This window comes from Stappia sp. (genome assembly GCF_965276915.1).
Classification (GTDB): Bacteria; Pseudomonadota; Alphaproteobacteria; order Rhizobiales; family Stappiaceae; genus Stappia.
Window position 1 is genome coordinate 4,051,037 of sequence record NZ_OZ255709.1, and the last position, 18,079, is coordinate 4,069,115.

General features: G+C 65.8%; 18 protein-coding genes and 4 tRNA genes. 11 read left to right on the forward strand and 11 right to left on the reverse strand.

What is annotated here, in order from left to right; translation table 11 throughout:
• Positions 1-263: 263 nt before the first annotated feature.
• The 8 genes from rplA to ACQY46_RS18910 all read right to left on the reverse strand — a co-directional run bounded on the left by rplA (position 264) and on the right by ACQY46_RS18910 (position 4,390).
• Positions 264-959 (reverse strand): 50S ribosomal protein L1, encoded by a 696-nt coding sequence (gene rplA / locus ACQY46_RS18875; RefSeq protein WP_428697529.1) that lies wholly within the window; start codon positions 957-959, stop codon positions 264-266.
• A gap of 4 nt (positions 960-963) precedes the next feature.
• Positions 964-1,395, reverse strand: a complete 432-nt coding sequence (rplK, locus tag ACQY46_RS18880) for a 50S ribosomal protein L11 (protein WP_428697530.1) — start codon at positions 1,393-1,395, stop codon at positions 964-966.
• 230 nt (positions 1,396-1,625) lie between these two features.
• Entirely contained in the window at positions 1,626-2,156 is a 531-nt protein-coding gene (gene nusG / locus ACQY46_RS18885) for a transcription termination/antitermination protein NusG (RefSeq protein WP_306031378.1), read from the reverse strand.
• A 34-nt stretch (positions 2,157-2,190) separates the two neighbouring features.
• Positions 2,191-2,388, reverse strand: a complete 198-nt coding sequence (gene secE / locus ACQY46_RS18890) for a preprotein translocase subunit SecE (RefSeq protein WP_428697531.1) — start codon at positions 2,386-2,388, stop codon at positions 2,191-2,193.
• A gap of 104 nt (positions 2,389-2,492) precedes the next feature.
• Positions 2,493-2,568: transfer RNA gene (locus ACQY46_RS18895), tRNA-Trp, on the reverse strand.
• Positions 2,569-2,903: 335 nt separating this feature from the next.
• Positions 2,904-4,079: an elongation factor Tu gene (gene tuf, locus ACQY46_RS18900; RefSeq protein WP_428697522.1), complete on the reverse strand. Its 1,176-nt coding sequence runs from the start codon at positions 4,077-4,079 to the stop codon at positions 2,904-2,906.
• 133 nt (positions 4,080-4,212) lie between these two features.
• A tRNA-Gly gene (locus ACQY46_RS18905) sits at positions 4,213-4,286 on the reverse strand.
• Between the two features lie 19 nt (positions 4,287-4,305).
• Positions 4,306-4,390: transfer RNA gene (locus tag ACQY46_RS18910), tRNA-Tyr, on the reverse strand.
• Positions 4,391-4,599: 209 nt separating this feature from the next.
• Here ACQY46_RS18910 and ACQY46_RS18915 point away from each other — a divergent pair.
• The 5 genes from ACQY46_RS18915 to ACQY46_RS18935 all read left to right on the forward strand — a co-directional run bounded on the left by ACQY46_RS18915 (position 4,600) and on the right by ACQY46_RS18935 (position 10,585).
• Entirely contained in the window at positions 4,600-5,523 is a 924-nt protein-coding gene (locus ACQY46_RS18915; protein ID WP_428697532.1) for a TrmH family RNA methyltransferase, read from the forward strand.
• Positions 5,524-5,721: 198 nt separating this feature from the next.
• Positions 5,722-8,418: a hypothetical protein gene (locus ACQY46_RS18920; RefSeq protein WP_428697533.1), complete on the forward strand. Its 2,697-nt coding sequence runs from the start codon at positions 5,722-5,724 to the stop codon at positions 8,416-8,418.
• Positions 8,419-8,428: 10 nt separating this feature from the next.
• The gene (locus tag ACQY46_RS18925) at positions 8,429-9,586 is read left to right on the forward strand and encodes a cytochrome-c peroxidase (protein ID WP_428697534.1); all 1,158 of its coding nucleotides are present in this window, start codon (positions 8,429-8,431) and stop codon (positions 9,584-9,586) included.
• A gap of 102 nt (positions 9,587-9,688) precedes the next feature.
• Positions 9,689-9,764, forward strand: a tRNA-Thr gene (locus tag ACQY46_RS18930).
• Positions 9,765-9,889: 125 nt separating this feature from the next.
• Positions 9,890-10,585, forward strand: coding sequence for an orotate phosphoribosyltransferase (locus tag ACQY46_RS18935; protein ID WP_306030800.1), 696 nt, complete (start codon positions 9,890-9,892; stop codon positions 10,583-10,585).
• Positions 10,586-10,588: 3 nt separating this feature from the next.
• Here ACQY46_RS18935 and ACQY46_RS18940 read toward each other — a convergent pair whose 3' ends face one another.
• The gene (locus ACQY46_RS18940; protein WP_428697535.1) at positions 10,589-11,584 is read right to left on the reverse strand and encodes a fatty acid desaturase; all 996 of its coding nucleotides are present in this window, start codon (positions 11,582-11,584) and stop codon (positions 10,589-10,591) included.
• 183 nt (positions 11,585-11,767) lie between these two features.
• Between ACQY46_RS18940 and ACQY46_RS18945 the strand changes: the two genes are divergently transcribed.
• The 3 genes from ACQY46_RS18945 (at position 11,768) to ACQY46_RS18955 (ending at position 14,209) form a co-directional block, all read left to right on the forward strand.
• Positions 11,768-12,634, forward strand: a complete 867-nt coding sequence (locus ACQY46_RS18945) for a helix-turn-helix domain-containing protein (protein WP_428697536.1) — start codon at positions 11,768-11,770, stop codon at positions 12,632-12,634.
• Positions 12,631-13,164 (forward strand): c-type cytochrome, encoded by a 534-nt coding sequence (locus tag ACQY46_RS18950; RefSeq protein ID WP_428697537.1) that lies wholly within the window; start codon positions 12,631-12,633, stop codon positions 13,162-13,164. Before ACQY46_RS18945 ends, ACQY46_RS18950 begins: the two co-directional genes overlap by 4 nt.
• Before the next feature lie 127 nt (positions 13,165-13,291).
• Positions 13,292-14,209, forward strand: coding sequence for a c-type cytochrome (locus ACQY46_RS18955; RefSeq protein ID WP_428697538.1), 918 nt, complete (start codon positions 13,292-13,294; stop codon positions 14,207-14,209).
• Between the two features lie 2 nt (positions 14,210-14,211).
• Here ACQY46_RS18955 and cutA read toward each other — a convergent pair whose 3' ends face one another.
• The gene (cutA, locus tag ACQY46_RS18960) at positions 14,212-14,535 is read right to left on the reverse strand and encodes a divalent-cation tolerance protein CutA (RefSeq protein WP_428697539.1); all 324 of its coding nucleotides are present in this window, start codon (positions 14,533-14,535) and stop codon (positions 14,212-14,214) included.
• A 69-nt stretch (positions 14,536-14,604) separates the two neighbouring features.
• On the opposite strand from cutA, the gene ACQY46_RS18965 reads away from it, so the two are divergent.
• From ACQY46_RS18965 to ACQY46_RS18975, 3 genes are all read left to right on the forward strand, one after another.
• Positions 14,605-15,387, forward strand: a complete 783-nt coding sequence (locus ACQY46_RS18965; protein WP_428697540.1) for an NAD kinase — start codon at positions 14,605-14,607, stop codon at positions 15,385-15,387.
• A 153-nt stretch (positions 15,388-15,540) separates the two neighbouring features.
• Positions 15,541-16,116: a response regulator gene (locus ACQY46_RS18970; protein ID WP_428697541.1), complete on the forward strand. Its 576-nt coding sequence runs from the start codon at positions 15,541-15,543 to the stop codon at positions 16,114-16,116.
• An 88-nt stretch (positions 16,117-16,204) separates the two neighbouring features.
• Positions 16,205-16,729, forward strand: coding sequence for an Hpt domain-containing protein (locus tag ACQY46_RS18975; protein WP_428697542.1), 525 nt, complete (start codon positions 16,205-16,207; stop codon positions 16,727-16,729).
• A 90-nt stretch (positions 16,730-16,819) separates the two neighbouring features.
• Here the strand turns inward: ACQY46_RS18975 and ACQY46_RS18980 are convergent, their stop codons facing one another.
• A complete protein-coding gene (locus ACQY46_RS18980) occupies positions 16,820-17,974 on the reverse strand; it encodes a DUF2336 domain-containing protein (protein WP_428697543.1) in 1,155 nt (384 codons plus the stop codon).
• Between the last annotated feature and the right edge of the window lie 105 nt (positions 17,975-18,079).

Sequence of the window (18,079 nt, forward strand, 5' to 3'; positions counted from 1 at the left end):
GCGGACAACACCGAGGATCCTGCCCCCTCGCGAGCCTTACGGCGCGGCAAGGACAAACGGTTCGAACCGGCGGCAGCGCCGCGAATTCGGTTCGCACCCGTCTATGCAGGCCCGCTGTGGGCTTAAGCGATCCCCCGTGGCCTTGGCCGCGTGGAACACACCTGCAGTCTCGGACAGGACACCTGCCGTTTCCGGCAGGCGATCCGCCCGGCTTGCACCGGACGGAATTCTTCAAATCCGGCGCGCGAACGCGCCGGGAAAAATCAGGCCGTCACCGTCGACGGGTCGACCTTCAGGCCCGGACCCATGGTCGAGCTGAGGGCGACACGCTTCAGGTAGGTGCCCTTGGCGCCCGTCGGGCGGGCCTTGACCACGGCATCGACGATCGCCTTGATGTTCTCGCTCAGCTTGTCGGCCTCGAAGGAGGCCTTGCCGACGCCGGCATGCACGATGCCGGCCTTCTCGACGCGGAACTGCACGGCGCCGCCCTTGGCGTCACGCACGGCCGAAGCCACGTCCGGGGTCACCGTGCCGACCTTCGGGTTCGGCATCAGGCCGCGCGGGCCGAGCACCTTGCCGAGACGGCCGACGAGCGGCATCATGTCCGGCGTGGCGATGCAGCGATCGAAATCGATCTTGCCCGACTGGACCTCGTTGACCAGCTCCTCGGCGCCGACGATGTCGGCACCTGCGGCCGTCGCCTCGTCGGCCTTGTCGCCGCGCGCGAACACCGCGACGCGAACCGACTTGCCCGTGCCGTTCGGCAGCACGCACACGCCGCGGACCATCTGGTCGGCGTGACGTGGGTCGACGCCCAGATTGAGGGCGATCTCGACGGACTCGTCGAACTTCGACGCGGCCCGCTCCTTGACCATCGCGAGTGCTTCGTCAAGTGCGTAGAGCTTGTTGCGGTCGACGCCCTCGCGGGCAGCCTTGATGCGCTTTCCAACCTTCGCCATCGTCTTACTCCGTGACCTCGAGACCCATGGACCGCGCCGAGCCCTCGACCATCAGCATCGCTGCGTCCATGTCGTTCGCGTTCAGGTCCTTCATCTTCGCTTCCGCGATCTCGCGGACCTGGTCACGGGTGACCTTGCCGACGAAGCCGCCCTTGCCCGGGGTCTTCGAACCCGACTTCAGGCCCGAGGCCTTCTTCAGGAAGAAAGAGACCGGAGCCGTCTTCACCTGGAAGGTGAAGGAGCGATCGGAGTAATAGGTGATCACGGTCGGGCACGGCGTGCCCTTCTCGATATCCTGGGTCTGCGCGTTGAACGCCTTGCAGAACTCCATGATGTTCAGACCACGCTGACCAAGTGCCGGACCGATCGGCGGCGACGGGGTCGCCGAGGCGGCCGGCACCTGCAGCTTGATGTAACCTTCAATTTTCTTCGCCATTCGTCTCTCCAACTGGCGCTGCCGGCGAACCGGCGTTCTCAGATCAGGTGGTCCGGCTTTGCGCGTCCGGCGAAGGAACCGCGCTCGACCTCCCACCAGGGAGCGGGACTTTCATCCCGACAATCCCGCCGTTTCCGGCGGAAACCACCCGCGCATCAACCCCGAAAGGCTGACCAGACACGGGAAAGCGGTCCGAACAGCGACACAGCACGCCCGAACCGCAAAACCGCTTAAAGCTTCTCGACTTGACCGTATTCCAGCTCCACGGGCGTTGCCCGACCGAAGATCGACACCGCCACCTTGAGCCGCGCCCGCTCGTCGTCGACTTCCTCGACAAGACCGGAGAAGGACGCGAACGGACCGTCCGCCACCCTCACCTGCTCGCCGATCTCGAAGCTGATCGAGGGCTTCGGACGCTCGACGCCTTCCTGCACCTGATGCAGGATCCGCATGGCCTCGGCCTCGGAAATCGGCATCGGCTTCTGGTCGGCACCAAGGAAACCGGTGACCTTCGGCGTGTTCTTGATCAGATGGAACGCCTCGTTGGTCATCTCCATCTTGACCAGAACGTAACCGGGGAAAAACTTGCGCTCCGCGTCGACCTTGCGGCCGCGCCGCACCTCGACGACCTTCTCGGTCGGAACGAGGATTTCCTCGAACAGATCCTCAAGACCCTGCTGCAGCGCCTTTTCCCGAATCGCGTCCGCCACCTTCTTCTCGAAATTCGAGTAGGCGTGGACGATATACCAACGCTTGGCCATAATCCCTCAAGCCGATTGTGAACCGGATCCCGCTTTAGCCGCCGAGACCCAGAAGCAAGCCGATACCCTGGCCCATCAGCCAGTCGGCGAGCAAAAAGAAGATGGCGGCGAGGAATACCATGATGAACACCATGACGGTCGTCACCGCGGTTTCCCGGCGCGTGGGCCACGTCACTTTGGACGTTTCCGAACGCACCTGCTGGATGAACGTGAAAGGATTCGATTTCGCCATTCAACTGCCGGTCTTGTCACGACACACAGGCGCGCGGAATCATCCACGCGCCTTGGTCGAAAGCCCTAATTAAGGCCTAACGGCCCGTCGATCAAGAGCAAAGGTGGCAGGGGCGGAGGGACTCGAACCCCCGGCCCTCGGTTTTGGAGACCGATGCTCTACCAGCTGAGCTACACCCCTAGACCTTTCGCAGTCTCACTTAGATAACTTTGCCGGTGGCTTCAAGCGCGAAATGTGAAAGCCCGCAAATTATTCACATATCTCGCGAATTTCCGACGCGGTGGAACGCTGCCCGGGACCTTCCGGCACCCGCGACGGGCAAAAGCGGCGCCCTGGTCGCGGTCGCCTGCCTCCTGTCCCCGTCCCCGCCGCATCGCTGCCGCGCATGCGGGCTCACTTTCGTCCCCGCCCCGGCAAGGGAAGCCGGACAAAGAAAAAAGGGGCGCGACCCTTGCGGACCGCGCCCCTTGATACCGTGCGGGTCAGGCGGGATTTTTCCCGCCTGATGTCCGCAATTACTTGATGATCGAAGCGACGACGCCGGCGCCAACGGTACGGCCGCCTTCGCGGATGGCGAAGCGCAGGCCCTCTTCCATGGCGATCGGCACGATCAGCTCGACCTCGACCGACACGTTGTCGCCCGGCATCACCATCTCCGTGCCTTCCGGAAGGCTCACCACGCCCGTCACGTCCGTCGTGCGGAAGTAGAACTGCGGACGGTAGTTGGTGAAGAACGGCGTGTGACGGCCACCCTCTTCCTTCGTCAGGATGTAGGCCTCGGCCTTGAAGTTCGTGTGCGGCGTGACCGAACCCGGCTTGCACAGAACCTGACCGCGCTCCACGTCCTCGCGGCCGACGCCGCGGATCAGTGCGCCGATGTTGTCGCCTGCCTGGCCCTGGTCCAGAAGCTTGCGGAACATCTCGACGCCCGTGACCGTCGTCTTCTTGGTGTCGCGGATGCCGACAATCTCGACTTCCTCGCCGACCTTGACGATGCCGCGTTCCACGCGGCCCGTGACCACCGTGCCGCGACCCGAGATCGAGAACACGTCCTCGATCGGCATCAGGAACGGCATGTCCACCGGACGCTCCGGCGTCGGGATGTAGTCGTCGACCGCAGCCATCAGCTCGCGGATCTTCGTCTCGCCGATCGCCTCGTCGCGGCCTTCGAGGGCCGCAAGCGCCGAACCGGCAACGATCGGAATGTCGTCGCCCGGGAACTCGTAGGACGAAAGCAGCTCGCGCACTTCCATCTCGACCAGTTCCAGAAGCTCCGCATCGTCGACCTGGTCGACCTTGTTCAGGAACACGACAAGCGCCGGAACGCCGACCTGGCGGGCAAGCAGGATGTGCTCGCGCGTCTGCGGCATCGGGCCGTCGGCGGCCGAACAAACCAGGATGCCGCCGTCCATCTGCGCCGCACCCGTGATCATGTTCTTCACGTAGTCGGCGTGACCCGGGCAGTCCACGTGGGCGTAGTGACGGTTCTCCGTCTCGTACTCCACATGCGCCGTCGAGATCGTGATGCCGCGTGCACGCTCTTCCGGCGCGGCGTCGATCATGTCGTACGCCTTGAACTCGCCGAAAAACTTCGTGATCGCAGCCGTCAGCGTCGTCTTGCCATGGTCGACGTGGCCGATCGTGCCAATGTTAACGTGCGGCTTCGTCCGCTCAAACTTTGCTTTCGCCATCGGCGTCGCTCTCTTAGCTTGCGGTTAAGTCCATCAAATCCGAATGAGACCCGACCGCCTAAGGACGGTGGATGCTGCGGCTTGGCAAGCTGTTGCCATGAAACCAGACCGGGATCGAACGCAACTCGTCAAGTGGAGCGGGTGAAGGGAATCGAACCCTCGTCATCAGCTTGGAAGGCTGCTGCTCTACCATTGAGCTACACCCGCCGCAGGCCGCAGGGAGGGATGGTGGAGGAGGTTGGATTCGAACCAACGTAGGCAAAGCCAACGGATTTACAGTCCGTCCCCTTTAACCACTCGGGCACTCCTCCGTTTCACCGCCCTATCGCCGAAGCGTCCTGGATGGCTTCACGAAAACGCCTCGCAAAACAATTGCAAGGCCGCTGCCGTGGCGCGTGTTATGTAGAACAGGCATGGGGGTGTCAACACCCATTTGCCCGCTGTGGACACAAAAACACCGCCCCGCCGCGAAGCGGTTTCTCCTTGCCGGCCGGCCACCTCCGGGATAAGCGCTCGTTTCATGACAGGACCGAAGAACCCCACCGGCGGCCCGCCCGCCAAAGACGGCGGCAGCCCGCGCAGCCCACGCGAAAAACCGCGCTTCGCGCGCAAGGGACCCCCGGGGCGCAGCGGCGGCCAGGGCGCCGCACGACCCGGCGCCGCCCATGACGGCGACGGACGCCGCCCCTGGGCGAAGCCGCGCGGCCGCCCCGGCCAGGACCGCGGCGAGGAGGACGGCCCCGTGCTTCTCTACGGGCTGCACACGGTCGAGGCCGCCTTCCGCAATCCGGACCGCCGGCGCCACCGGCTGCTTGCCACCGAGAACGCCCAGCGCCGGCTGGGCGAACGCGGCATCTCCTTCGACGTGCCCGTCGAGACGGTCGCCCCGCGCCAGCTGGATCACCTCGTCGGCCGCGACGCGGTGCACCAGGGCGCCGTGCTGGAGGCCGATCCCCTGCCCGCCTTCGGCGCGCGCGATCTCGCCCGCGCCCGGCTGGTCCTGGCTCTCGACCAGATCACCGATCCGCACAATGTCGGCGCGATCCTGCGCTCGGCCGTCGCCCTTGCCGCCGACGCGGTGGTGACGACGGAACGGCACGCGCCGGAAGAAGGGTCCGTGCTCGCCAAGTCGGCCTCCGGCGCCCTCGACATGGTCCGCCATGTGCGGGTGAAGAACATGGCCCGCTTCGTCACCGACATGCGCGAGGCCGGTTTCCGCACCATCGCGCTCGACAGCGAGGGCCCCGCCCGGCTGGAGGAAACGGAACTCGGCGACAAGGTGCTGCTGGTGCTCGGATCGGAGGGCAAGGGCGTGCGCCAGGGCGTGCGCGAGGCCTGCGACACGCTCGCCCGGCTCGACATGCCCGGCGCCATCGCCTCGCTCAATGTCTCCAACGCCGCCGTGCTGTCGCTCTACGTCACCCGGACGAAAATGGGGCTTTGACGCCCTTTCGGGTTTGAACATGTCCGGAGCGCGGTTTTCGCGCCCCGGAAAACCGCTCCTGTGAATTTTCGCAATAATTCTTGACTCATTTACTCAACTTAAATATCCGCTGCCTTCCGGGCGCCTGATCGCCCGAGCCAGCCCGAGCGCGAGCCACCCCTCCCTTCCCGCCCCAAAACACTCATTGAGGGTCCCATCGTGCTCACCACTTCCAGGCGCACCGCGATCAGCGGTGTCGCAACGCTCGTGCTCGCCCTGCCGACAGCCTCCCTTGCCCAGACGCAGGCCCCCGCCCCCCTTCCGGAGGCGATCGCCGAAGACCCGGCCAGCGAAGCCACGGACCGCAATACGGCCGAACGGCCGGCGGCCGGCGCACAGCTGGGCGTCTCCGCACTCCAGAAGATCGTTGTTCCGCTGCTCGACTATCTGGGAAGCCAGAGCCCGGCCGATATCGGCACGACGTCTCTCGACCGTGGCAACTTCGTCGTGCGCACCGACGGCAGCGGCGATGCCAACACCTTCCTGCGCGGCCTGCCCAACATCCAGTACCAGAACGAGACCGACACCGACGCCGGCATCGACGGGCAGCAGATCCTCAACACGCGCCCCGAGCTCCTCTCCATCTCCGGCGGGCGCATCTACGAGAACAATTTCATCGTCAACGGCATTCCGGCCAACACGGTCACCGGCTCGGTCGAGCGCCACGGCGGCGGGGAACTGACCAGCGACGAGAACACACCGAATGCCGACCGGGTCTACGGCCTTCACCCGCAGACCATCTTCGTGCCGTCCGACTTCGTCGAGAGCGCGACGGTGATCGACAGCAACGCCCAGGCGAAATACGGCAATTTCCAGGGCGGCGTCGTGTCCTACGAACTGACCAAGCCGGACCGTCGGCGCTGGAGGGGAACGGCCAGCGTCGCGGTGGAAACCGACAGGTTCGTCAATTATGTGGTGGCGACCGAGGACGGCACCAATCCGCTCGGACGCAAGCCGCCCGAATTCACCAAGATCAGATCGTCGTTCTCGCTCAGCGGCCCGATCAATGAAGTCTTCTCCGCGATCGTGCAATACAGCCGGACGGATGCGGCGACGAAGAAGCAGAAGGAATACATCTACTACTCGGGAGACATCCGGGAAAAATCCCTGAACGCGTTCTACCGGCTCCAGGTGGATGCCAATACCGACTACGGCACCTTCTCGCTGGAAGGCATGGTCACCGACTATTCGCAAGGCTTCGAAAGCAAGGACTGGCGCGACCTGCATGTCAATGTCTCCACACTGACCTATGCCGGCAAGCTCAAGCACTCCTACACGTTCGGCAACCTCGACACACCGTTTGGCCAGATTCTCGGCCTGACGCTCGACAGCAAGGCCGTCGTTTCGCACACCGCGACCCGGAACGAGACCAACAGCGACGTGGCGCGGGTCTATCAGATCAGGGAAGGCAGTGCCCGCACCAACACTGTCTACTGGACCTCAAGCGACCCGGACATCCTCTCCTGGTGCCGTGTCGACCCGACCTCCACCGGAAATGTCATCTGCCGCGAGGGCGGATACGGCGCAAACAAGGAACAGGGGCAGACCCAGTATCTCTTCAGCCAGAACGCGGCCGGCTCGATCTGGGCCGGCACCTTCGAGGCGGGCTACGACCTGGCCCATACCAGTGCCCGGCGGGCACGCGAAAACGACTTCACCTTCTACACCAGCGTCAACACCTTGTGGGATGCCCGCGCGCTCGGCCTGAGCCAGTTCAACTGCCTGGGGAGCGAGGCCTGCGGCCCCGACCAGTATGCGAATACCAGGACCGTCTGGGACGCCCACGACACGAAGGTGACGCTCAACTCGTTCGACGCCTGGCTGCAGCTCGAACAGACGTTCGGCTGGCTGACGGTGCGGCCGGGCCTGCGCCTCCAGGTCGACGACTACCAGAAGAACGTCAACGTCGCCCCGCGCATCGCCGCGACGATCACGCCGACCGAGCGGATCGAGCTCTCCGCCGGTTTCAACCGCTACTACGACGCGGAAGGCGTCAAGTATGCCATCCGCGACAACCAGCCGCGCGGCCAGGCCTATCTCCGCAGCCATGACGGCAGCGGCAATGTCACCGACACCTGGACGATGCGTACCGAAACCGGCGTCTACGGCAACAAGGCCTCGGACCTGCGCACCCCCTACACGGACGAATGGACGGCCGGCATCAAGGTCGTCGACCCGCTGACCGAGGGCACGTTCCGCCTGCGTTACATCAACAGGGCGATGAAGGACCAGTATGCCAGCGCAGACCTTGGAAACAACACCAGACGCCTGACCAATTCCGGCACCGGCGCCTACGAATCCGCCACCGCCGAATATGCCAGGACCTGGGATGTCGAACGGGTGCGTTCCCTCGACCGGGTGACCCTGACCGGGTCCTTCACCTGGTCGGCGCAGGAACTCTCGCCCGACAGCTACTTCTATGACGAGGACGACCTTCTCGACCGCATTCTCTACAACGGCAGGTCCTATTCGGTCGGCGGCTTCTCCGTGGTCACCGGCAATCTCGACATTCCCATGCGCGCCCAGCTCGCGATGACGACGAACTGGTACGAAGGCAAGTTCAGTCTTGGCGTCGCCGCCAACTACAACTTCCCCTTCATCGGTGTCAGTGACACCGGGCGCACGGAAATATTCAACGGCATCCGCCACGACGTCTGGGAAGACAGGGACTTCGACGGCACGCTCACGGTCGACCTGCATTCGAGCCTGGAGCTCCTGCGCCAGGAGCACAGGAGCGTGCGCCTCAACCTCGTGGTCGACAATCTCTTCAACGAGATCGGCAACGCGAGCGCCGGCAACAGCAATCCTTTCCGGAAAGGGCGCAGTTTCTGGGTCGGCCTCAACACCACGTTCTGAAGACCTCGCCATGCCCTTCTTCCGGCTCTTCGTTCTCCTTTGGGGACTGTTCATCGCCATCGTCTTCGTCATGCCGGCCCTGCTCGTGCGCGAGGACTGGCGGCGTGCAAGCGACACAAGGCTTGCCGCGACCTTCCCGGCGCAGCCGGCCGCGGATGATTTCGAGGCGCTGCGCCGGGCATACTCCCGCCCCGCCTCCGACTGGCCTTCGGCTCACGTCGCGCCGGAGGTCGCCTTCGTCGAACTCGGGCCGCTCGAGATACGTCCCCGACCGGAGGGCGCGGAACTGCAAAAGGTCCGCCTCGGGCGGCGGCTGTTCGAGGACCCGCTGCTCTCGGCATCCGGGCACTTTTCCTGCCAGTCCTGCCACAACCGGCAGCTTGGCTGGGGCGACGGGCTGAGGGTTTCGGTCGGCCACGGAAGAAAGACCGGGCGGCGCAACGCCCCGCCGCTTTTCGGGGTCGGCTATCGCGACGCCTTCTTCTGGGACGGCCGCGCGGCAAGTCTCGAGGAACAGGCCGCCGGCCCGCTGCTCAACCCGGTCGAGATGGCCAACGAAAGTCTCGCCGACGTGGTCGCGCGCCTGCGCGCAAGACCCGGTTATGTCCGCGCCTTCGGCCAAATCTACGACGACACGCCCATCTCCTTCTCGCAGGTTGCCGACGCCCTGGCCGCCTTCCAGCGCACCCTGGAACGCGGCACCCGTTTCGACCGCTTCGCCGCCGGACTGCCGGTCCGCTTTTCGGACGAGGAGCTTTGGGGCCTGAACCTCTTTCGCGGCAAGGCGGGCTGCGCCAACTGCCATTTCGGCCCGATGCTGACCGACGAGAAAATGCACAATCTCGGGCTCACCTTCTTTCGCAGGCGGCTTCAGGATCTGGGCCGCTACGAGGAGACCGGCGACCCGCAGGATGTCGGCCTGTTCCGCACGCCGTCCTTGCGCCATGTACGCCTGACCGCGCCCTACATGCACAACGGGGTCCTGCCCCGCCTCGTCAACGTCATCGCCTTCTACGTCCAGGGCGGCGGGCGAATCCGTCCGCGCAACGAGGCGGAGGCGGCCGATCCTCTGTTGCCCCACGCTGCGCGCACATCGGCGCTTCTGAAGAGACTCGAACTGGAGCGGGCCGAAATCGAGGCGCTGGTCGCCTTTCTCGAGACCCTGTGAGCCCCGTTTGCATGCCGGTACAGGGGACAAGGTGGTTTTTGAGGAAAGTCGCGTTCGAAACGGGTGCGCGCGCGGCAAAGGTGTGCTAAATGCCGCCGCGATGCCGGTATAGCTCAGCTGGTAGAGCACCTGATTTGTAATCAGGGGGTCACGGGTTCGAATCCTGTTGCCGGCACCATCTTTCCCCGATGTTTCCCAGTCCGAAAACGGCACGGTCCGCATCGCGGGTCGAACGGTTTCGCCTGCCGGCACCCCGGCCGGGCCGGCAGCGCGCAAGACGCGGCAGCAGCAAGAGGACAGAACATGACCCTGATCAGCTTTCCGGATCCCGCCTTCGTCGCCCGCCAGACGGCGAAGATGCTGCTCGAGGTCAAGGCGGTCCATTTCCGCGCCGACGAGCCCTACAAGCTCACCTCGGGGCTGGCGAGCCCGGTCTATATCGACTGCCGCAAGCTGATCTCCTATCCGCGCCTGCGCGCCACCTTGATGGATTTCGCCACGGCCAAGATCCTGCGCGACATCGGTTTCGAATCGCTCGACGCGGTCGCCGGCGGCGAGACGGCCGGCATCCCCTTTTCCGCCTGGATTGCCGAACGCCTCGCGCTGCCCATGCAGTATGTGCGCAAGAAGCCGAAGGGTTTCGGCCGCGACGCGCAGATCGAGGGCGTGCTCAAGGAGGGCGACCGGGTGCTGCTGGTCGAGGACCTGACCACCGACGGCGGCAGCAAGGTCCGCTTCGCCGAGGCGCTGCGCAAGGCGGGCGCCCAGGTCGATCATGCGATCGTGCTGTTCTTCTACGACATCTTCCCCGAGACCCACGACGCCATGGCCCGCAACGGCCTGACGCTGCATTATCTCGCCACCTGGCGCGACGTGCTCGCGGCCGCGCGCGAGGGCGGACACTTCCCGCCCGAGACGCTTGCCTCGGTGGAAGCCTTCCTCGACGCGCCGCTGGCCTGGTCGGCCGCCCATGGCGGCATTTCGGAATTCGCCGTCTGACCTTCAGCGATCGGGGGCGTTGCCCCGTCCGGCGAGCGGATGGGGCACCGGCTCCTTCTCGGTGAAGGCGTAGCGCCGCGCGATCTCCAGATAGGACCGGTAGACGTAGCCGCCATTGTCGGCGACGAAGGTCTCCCTGTGCCGCGCATACACCTCCGGCAGCCGGTACCATGGCAGGCGCGGAAAGCGGTGATGCACCGCGTGCAGGGAATTGAACAGGAACAGGAAGGCCAGCGGCCCGCGATCCTCGATCAGCACGGTGCGGTGGCCGACCTCCTCCTCCGCCCGGTGCTCCAGATACGTGCGCACGCATAAAAGCGCATAGGCGCCGTAGCAGGCGGCAAGGTACCAGCCGAAGGAAAAGCCCGGCACCTGGCGCAGCAGAGCGACCAGGACACCGGCGAAGACAAGATGCCAGCCCCAGGCGCGCAGCACGTCCCGCCGGCCGGAAAGGGCCAGCCGGAATTCCGCCGCCAGAAAGCCCGAAAGCCCGATCAGCGGCCCCAGCACGATCCGCCCGGCGAGCGTGTTGTTGATGCGGAGCAGGCCGCGCCGCGCCCGGCCGGCCGATGCCCAGTCGCGCGGATGCAGGTACCAGCTTTCCGGATCCTCGTAAGGGTCGGTCAGGCGCGGGTCGTCGTGATGGGCGATATGCAACGCCCGGAACCGCCAGTAGGGAATGAAGAGACCGAGCGGCAGCGCCACCAGCAGCGCATTGAGCCGGGGATTGCGGAACGGATGCCCGTGCAGCAATTCATGCTGCAGCGAGGAATGCAGCGTGATCACCGGCACCAGCGCCAGCCAGGCGAGCGGCCCGACCGTGGGCGCGCCGATCACCAGCAGCGCGAAGAGCACATGCACCCCGGCCAGGAGCGCGATGGTCGGCCACTCGATGCCCGCCGCAAGGCCGGATACGGGAGAGAGCCGGGCCGACACCGGACCTCCCGCACCTGCCTCCGGATGCGCGGCAAGGGACGGTCGGACGGTATCGGGCTTCACGGATTGCAACTCCTTGAGGGTGATCCCTCAAGTCATCCTCCCGGCGATGCCCCGAGACAATGTGTCGATATCCAAATCAAAATGTGATTTAATAACTAAAACGTATTTTTGGTGTGAATTCACAAATTGATCTCGTAATCACAAGTGCCGTGGATCGTCCCGCGGCGGAAGCGGGGTGCTCGTATGGCACGGGCTGACAAGCGGGAACTGGCGGAACTCTTCCGCGAACGGCTGGCAGTCCTGATTGCGCGGCGCGGCGAGCCGCCGGGCCGTTTCGCGCAGCGCGTCGGGCTCGACCGTTCGGCGCTCAGCCATTTCCTCGACCCCGCCTCAACCCGCATGCCGCGTGCCGAGGCGCTCGCCGACGTCGCCCGCGCCGAGGGCGTGACCACCGACTGGCTGCTCGGCCTGACGCAGACGACGGCGGATGCCGCCGGTATCGCCCCTGCGATCCAGATCGAGCAGACCGAGAACGGGCGCGGCGACACGCTGCTGGCAAGCTGGCATCAGGAGGCGATCGGCTACAAGATCCGCTACGTCCCCTCCACCATTCCCGACCTGCTGCGCACCGAAGCGGTGCTCGCCTACGAGTTCGGCGCGCCGGAAACCGCCAAGGCCGCCGCCAAGGCCGACCAGGGGCGCCGGCTGCTTGCCTACACAAGGCGCCCGGAGACCGACATGGAAGTCTGCATGCCCCTGCAGACGCTGGAGGAGATCGCAGCCGGCTCCGGCATCTGGAGCGCCCTCAGCCCCGGCGACCGGCAGGATCAGCTCGATCACATGGCCCGTCTGGCCGACGAGCTCTACCCGACCTTCCGCCTGTTTCTCTTCGACGCGCGCAACCGCTACTCGGCCGCCTACACGGTGTTCGGACCGCAACGCGCGGCCCTTTTTCTCGGCTCGCTCTACCTCGTGGTCAATTCCGTCGAGCACATCCGCGCCCTGACCCGGCATTTCGACATGCTGATCCGCGCGGCGAGCGTCGGTCCCGACCGGGCCGCCGAGCACATCCGCCAGCTCGCCGGCGCCCGTCAGGTCACGCCTTCGTGAAGACGAAGCGCTTGAGCGGCAACGAGAAAAATGCCGAGATTCCGGTCGCGCGGCCCAGTGTCGCCGCGACCGAGGGAGAACCGAACATGCTCAAGTCCTGCGTCCGTGCCATCGCAGTCGCGCTGCCTTTGCTGGCAGCGTCGTCGATTGCCTCCGCCGAACCGATCGAAATCCGCCAGAACATGATGAAATCCGTCGGCGCCGCCACCGGCACGCTCGGCAAGATGGTCAAGGGCGAAATCCCCTATGACGCCGCCCTTGCCGGGCTGGCCATGCGCATCCTGTTCACGACGCCGGCCGGCTTCGTCACCCAGTTCCCGGAAGGCTCCGATTCCGCCACCAGCGAGGCCGGCCCGAAAATCTGGGAAGACCGCGCCGGCTTCGAGAAGGTCGCCATGGACATGCAGAACGCAGCGCTCGCCGCGATCCCGGCGGCCAGCGAGAACCTCGACGCGCTGAAGGGCGCCTTCGGCTCGGTGGCGCAGAACTGCCGCGCCTGTCACGAGACCTACCGCGTCAAGAAAAACTGATCTAACAAGGGCACGAAGATGATCCCCGGGGAGACATTCCCCGGGGAATGCCTGCGTCGCGGCAGCCGCCGCCGCAGGCCCTTTTCTTGCGGGCCACGGGCCCTTTTTCTCGCAGGGAGACCGCCGAATGACCCGTCGCACCTTTCGCCGTCTGGTCGGCGTCGTCCTGCTGCTGATTGCCGGCGGGCTTTACCTGACCCGGCCCGAACGGGTCGATCCCGCGTCGATCCCCGATCACGCACCCGACCTTGCCAATGGCGAGCGCATGTTCTGGGCCGGCGGTTGCGCCTCCTGTCACGCGACACCGGGCGCGAGCGGCGACGCCAAACTGGTACTTGCCGGCGGGCTGGAACTCGACACCCCCTTCGGCCTGTTCCGGGTTCCCAACATCTCGCCCTCGCCGGAGCACGGCATCGGCGGCTGGTCGAACGGGGACTTCCTCAACGCGATGACCAAGGGCACCTCGCCGGAGGGGCTGCACTATTATCCGGCCTTCCCCTATGGCTCCTATCGCAACATGGCCCTCACCGACCTGATCGACATGAAGGCCTATCTCGACACGCTGCCGGCGTCCGCCAACCAGGTCGCCGACCACGCTCTCGACTTCCCCTTCTCCTGGCGCAGCGCGCTCGGGCTGTGGAAGCTTCTCTTCCTCGACACGACCCCGGTCCCGGCACCGCCGGGTGCCGGCGAGCTGGCCGAACGCGGCGCCTATCTGGTCGCCGGACCCGGCCACTGCGCCGAATGCCACACGCCGCGCAACGCGCTGGGCGGGCTCGACACGGCGCGCTGGCTGGGCGGCGGACCGAATCCGGACGGCGAGGGCTCCATCCCCGACATCACACCCTCCCCGCACGGCATCGGCTCCTGGTCGGCGACCGACATCGCCTATTATCTGGAAAGCGGCTTCACCCCGGATTTCGACAGCGTCGGCGGCAGCATGACGGCGGTGCAGGAAAGCTGGGCGAAACTGCCCGCCGCCGACCGCGAGGCCGTCGCCGCCTATCTGAAGACGATCCCGCCATCGGCCGCGGCCGCGGACTGAGGTCAGCTCGCGCCAGGGCCTTGCCCGCTGCTTCCCGCGCGGATCCAGTCGAGGAAGGACGCACTGCCGCCCTCCACCGGCAGCACCAGGATGGCCGGCTCGTCGTAGGGGTGCAGCGCGCGGATCGCCTCCACCGCCTCGTCCTGCCTGGCAAGGGTGGTCTTGGCGAGGAAGACGACCTCCTCGCCTTCCTCCACAGCGCCTTCCCAGCAATAGAGCGAAACCATGCCCGGCCACATGTTGACGCAGGCCGCGAGCCCGCCCCGCACCAGCGGGCCGGCTGCCGTTCGAGCCGTGGCCATGTCCGGAAAAGTCGCGTAGATCAACCGGATATCCATATCGCCTGCCTCAAAAGACGGGTCCCAAATCACTCCGGCCCGTGCTACGTCAGAAACATGGACCGGCTGCCGCACCCTATCGAGAAACTGGCCTTCGTCTCAAGCGAGACCGAGGAGGCGGACGACGCGCGCCGCGAGCTCGAGGCCCGCTACGGCGCCCACGACCCCAAGAAGGCGGACGTGATCGTCGCCCTTGGCGGCGACGGGCTGATGCTGCAGACGCTGCACCGCTTCATGAACACCGGCAAGCCGATCTACGGCCTCAACCGAGGGTCTGTCGGCTTCCTGATGAACGAATACGGCGCCGACGACCTGATCGAGCGCATCGGCTCGGCCGTCGTCAGCCGCATCCATCCGCTGGTGATGGAGGCCACCGACGCCCTCGGCCATGTTCATTCAGCGCTGGCAATCAATGAGGTCTCGCTGCTGCGGCAAACTCACCAGGCGGCGAAGCTGCGCCTGTCGGTGGACGAGCGCATCCGCATGGAGGAACTGGTCTGCGACGGCGTTCTCGTCGCCACGCCGGCCGGCAGCACCGCCTACAACCTCTCCGCCCACGGCCCGATCCTGCCGATCGACGCGCAACTGCTGGCTCTCACTCCGATCAGCGCCTTCCGGCCGCGGCGCTGGCGCGGCGCGCTGCTGCCCAACTATGTCGAAGTGCGCATCACCGTCCTCGATCCGGCAAAGCGGCCGGTCAGCGCGGCGGCCGACTATACGGAGATCCGCAACGTCATCGAGGTTCGGGTTCGGGAGGAGAAGAATTCCTCCAGCCTGGCGCTCTTCGACGCCGACCACAACTGGGACGAGCGTATTCTTTCGGAGATGTTCAGGTACTGATCACTACGGAAGAACACTGATATACCATTATATTCGCGATTTATTTAATTATCCGATCCAGACTCGCGCACACCAACGAAGAACCGGCTGCGCGCCGGTCCTGGCGCAATATTGCGCTGGTGGCTGGCGCTGCCCAGATCGCCCGTGCGGAAGATGAAGATACCCCATCTGGACCTGAGTGCGCTCCGCATTCTGATCGTCGACGACAACACCAACATGCGACGGATCCTGAGGACGATGGCCTCGGGTTTCGGCGTCGGCCAGATTTATGAGGCCGAAGACGGCGCGGCCGCGCTCGAGCAAATCAAGAACAACGACCCCGACCTTGTCATTCTCGACTGGCTGATGCCGATCGTCGACGGACGGGAACTCACGCGCAAGATACGTGCCTCGAAGAAGCCCGGCTGCTTCGTTCCGATCGTGGCGGTCACCGCGCATACCCAGAAGCACCGTGTGATGTCGGCCCGCGACGCCGGCGCCACCGAGGTCATGTGCAAGCCGGTCTCGGCAAAGGGCCTCTATCTGCGGGTCGCGAATTGCGTCCTGAACCAGCGCGACTTCGTCAGGACCAAGGGCTTCTTCGGCCCCGACAGGCGACGTTTCCAGAACCCCTCCTTCAGCGGCGCGGAAAGACGCGGCGTGAAGGTCGACGACGGATACACTCTGGACGACCCGAACGATCTCCCGCAAAGTCATCCGAACGACATGTCAAGGGAATCGGCGGCGTGATGACGCCGTATTTCAGTGATCAGGTGCTCCGGTTGCCAAGGCAGCACGCAAACCGACACGCCGGAACACGGCCGGGAAAAGAAGCAAGATGACGAGCGACCCGACAAAGCAGAACGACGGCTATGAACTGGTGAAGCCGCCGCGCGACCTGCGCTCGAAGGTGCGCGTGATGAGCGACCGCGAGGCCGCCCGGTTCGATCCGGTCAAGTCGGCGGAAGCCGCGCTGCAGCGTCTCTCCCACGATTTCGACGACTGGATGGCGACGGAGGCGACGGCCCTGGTCGATGCCTGGACAGACATACAGGCCAACGGAATGAGCGAGGAGCGGTGCGCGTCCCTGTTCCGGGCCGCTCACGACATCAAGGGACAGGCCAGCACCTTCGGCTATCCGCTGGTCGGCGCCGTTGCCGGAAACCTCTGCCACCTGATCGAGCATGTGCCGCCCTCCGACCTGCCCGAGCCGCTGGTCGCCCAGCATGTCGACGCCGTCCGCGCCATGGTCGCGGAGACCTCGCGGCAGGAGGACAATGCCACCGCGCGCGCACTGGTCGAGCGTCTCGCCGACGTGACCGAGGACTTCATCAGGCGCGCCGCGCCCGACGCCGAGGACTGATGCTCAAGGCCGGCGGCCGGGACTGGTCCCCGCCTTCCGGCCGGCTGTTGTCCGGTCTGCCGTTATCCGGCCTGCTCCCCTGCCGGTCGCTTATGCGGCCGCCAGTGTCCGGTCCATATAGGCGCGTGCCGCATCCCGCGCGATTTCCGCCGAGAACCGGCGCAGCATGACGACCAGGTCGTCGGCCTCGACCCCATCCTGTTCCTGATACCTGTCCAGCACTTCGCCGATCAGCAGCCGCGCGACGGCAGGATTGCCCGGAACGGCAAGAACCGGCGTCACTTCCCGGGCAAGATCGCGCCAGACCCCGATTGCCACCTGGAAGAGGCCATGCGTGCGCTGAGGAAGCCCGGCGCGCGACAGCAGCGCGCGCAGCGGCAGGCCGCGGGCCGCGCCGAGCACCGCCTCGACCCGCGACACGCCAAGACCCGACAGGCGTGCCAGCGCGGCCGTGAACAGGACGATGTTTCCGGTGCACACCGCCCGCAACAACAGCGCCGGCGTCAACTGTCCGGACTGGACGAGATGCTCCACCAGCGCCGGCGTCTCGTGCGGCGCCGCCGTGCTGGCCAGTGTCACCGTGGCGCGCTCGCGCGCTTCCGTGACGACGGCGCGGGCGCGGTCGTCCTTGAGCCCTCGCCGCACCAGCGGATGATCGCTCAGGAGATCGCCGACCTGCTTCAGCAGCATCTGACGGATCTCGATGGGGGTTTCGCCGCGCGCCATCAGCGCCTCGCGCAAGGTGGCGTCCGTGCCATGGCGCTCGACCAGCCGGATCATGCTGAAGCGCGGGATCTCCGCCTCGCGGTTCCCGGCCAGCGCCTGGCATGCCTGCAGAGATCCGACCTCGGCGATCGCGGCGGCAACCTGCGATCCCAGACCGACGCGCCGGGCGACGGCAGCCGGCAGCGGATCGGCAAAGCCGGCAACCGCGTCGACCAGTTCCATGTCGAGCAGCACGGGCGAGCGTTCCAGCACGAGGCTCGCCACGTCCGGCAGGTCGGCGGAGAGCGCCAGAATCACCTCGCGCGGCGCGTCGGCGCTGCGCGACAGCGCCTCGGCCAGCGCGCGCCGCACCTGGACGGCGGGATCGTCGAGCAGGATCGTCATCGCGGCTTCCGCCGCTTCGCGGTCCGCCTCGGTCATTGCCGAATGGAGATAGGCCCGCGCCAGCGCGCTGGTCGCCTCGGCCCGCCGCGCCACCGGTGCGTCGGCCATCCATCGCAGAAACTGTTGTACGATCATGGTGCGATAGTCTCCTGCCGCGCCGCATGAAGCGGCGACAGGACCAGTCTGCGACGGAAACGCTTAAAGCTTCGTTCACCATAAAAGAAAGCCGCCGAAAGGCGG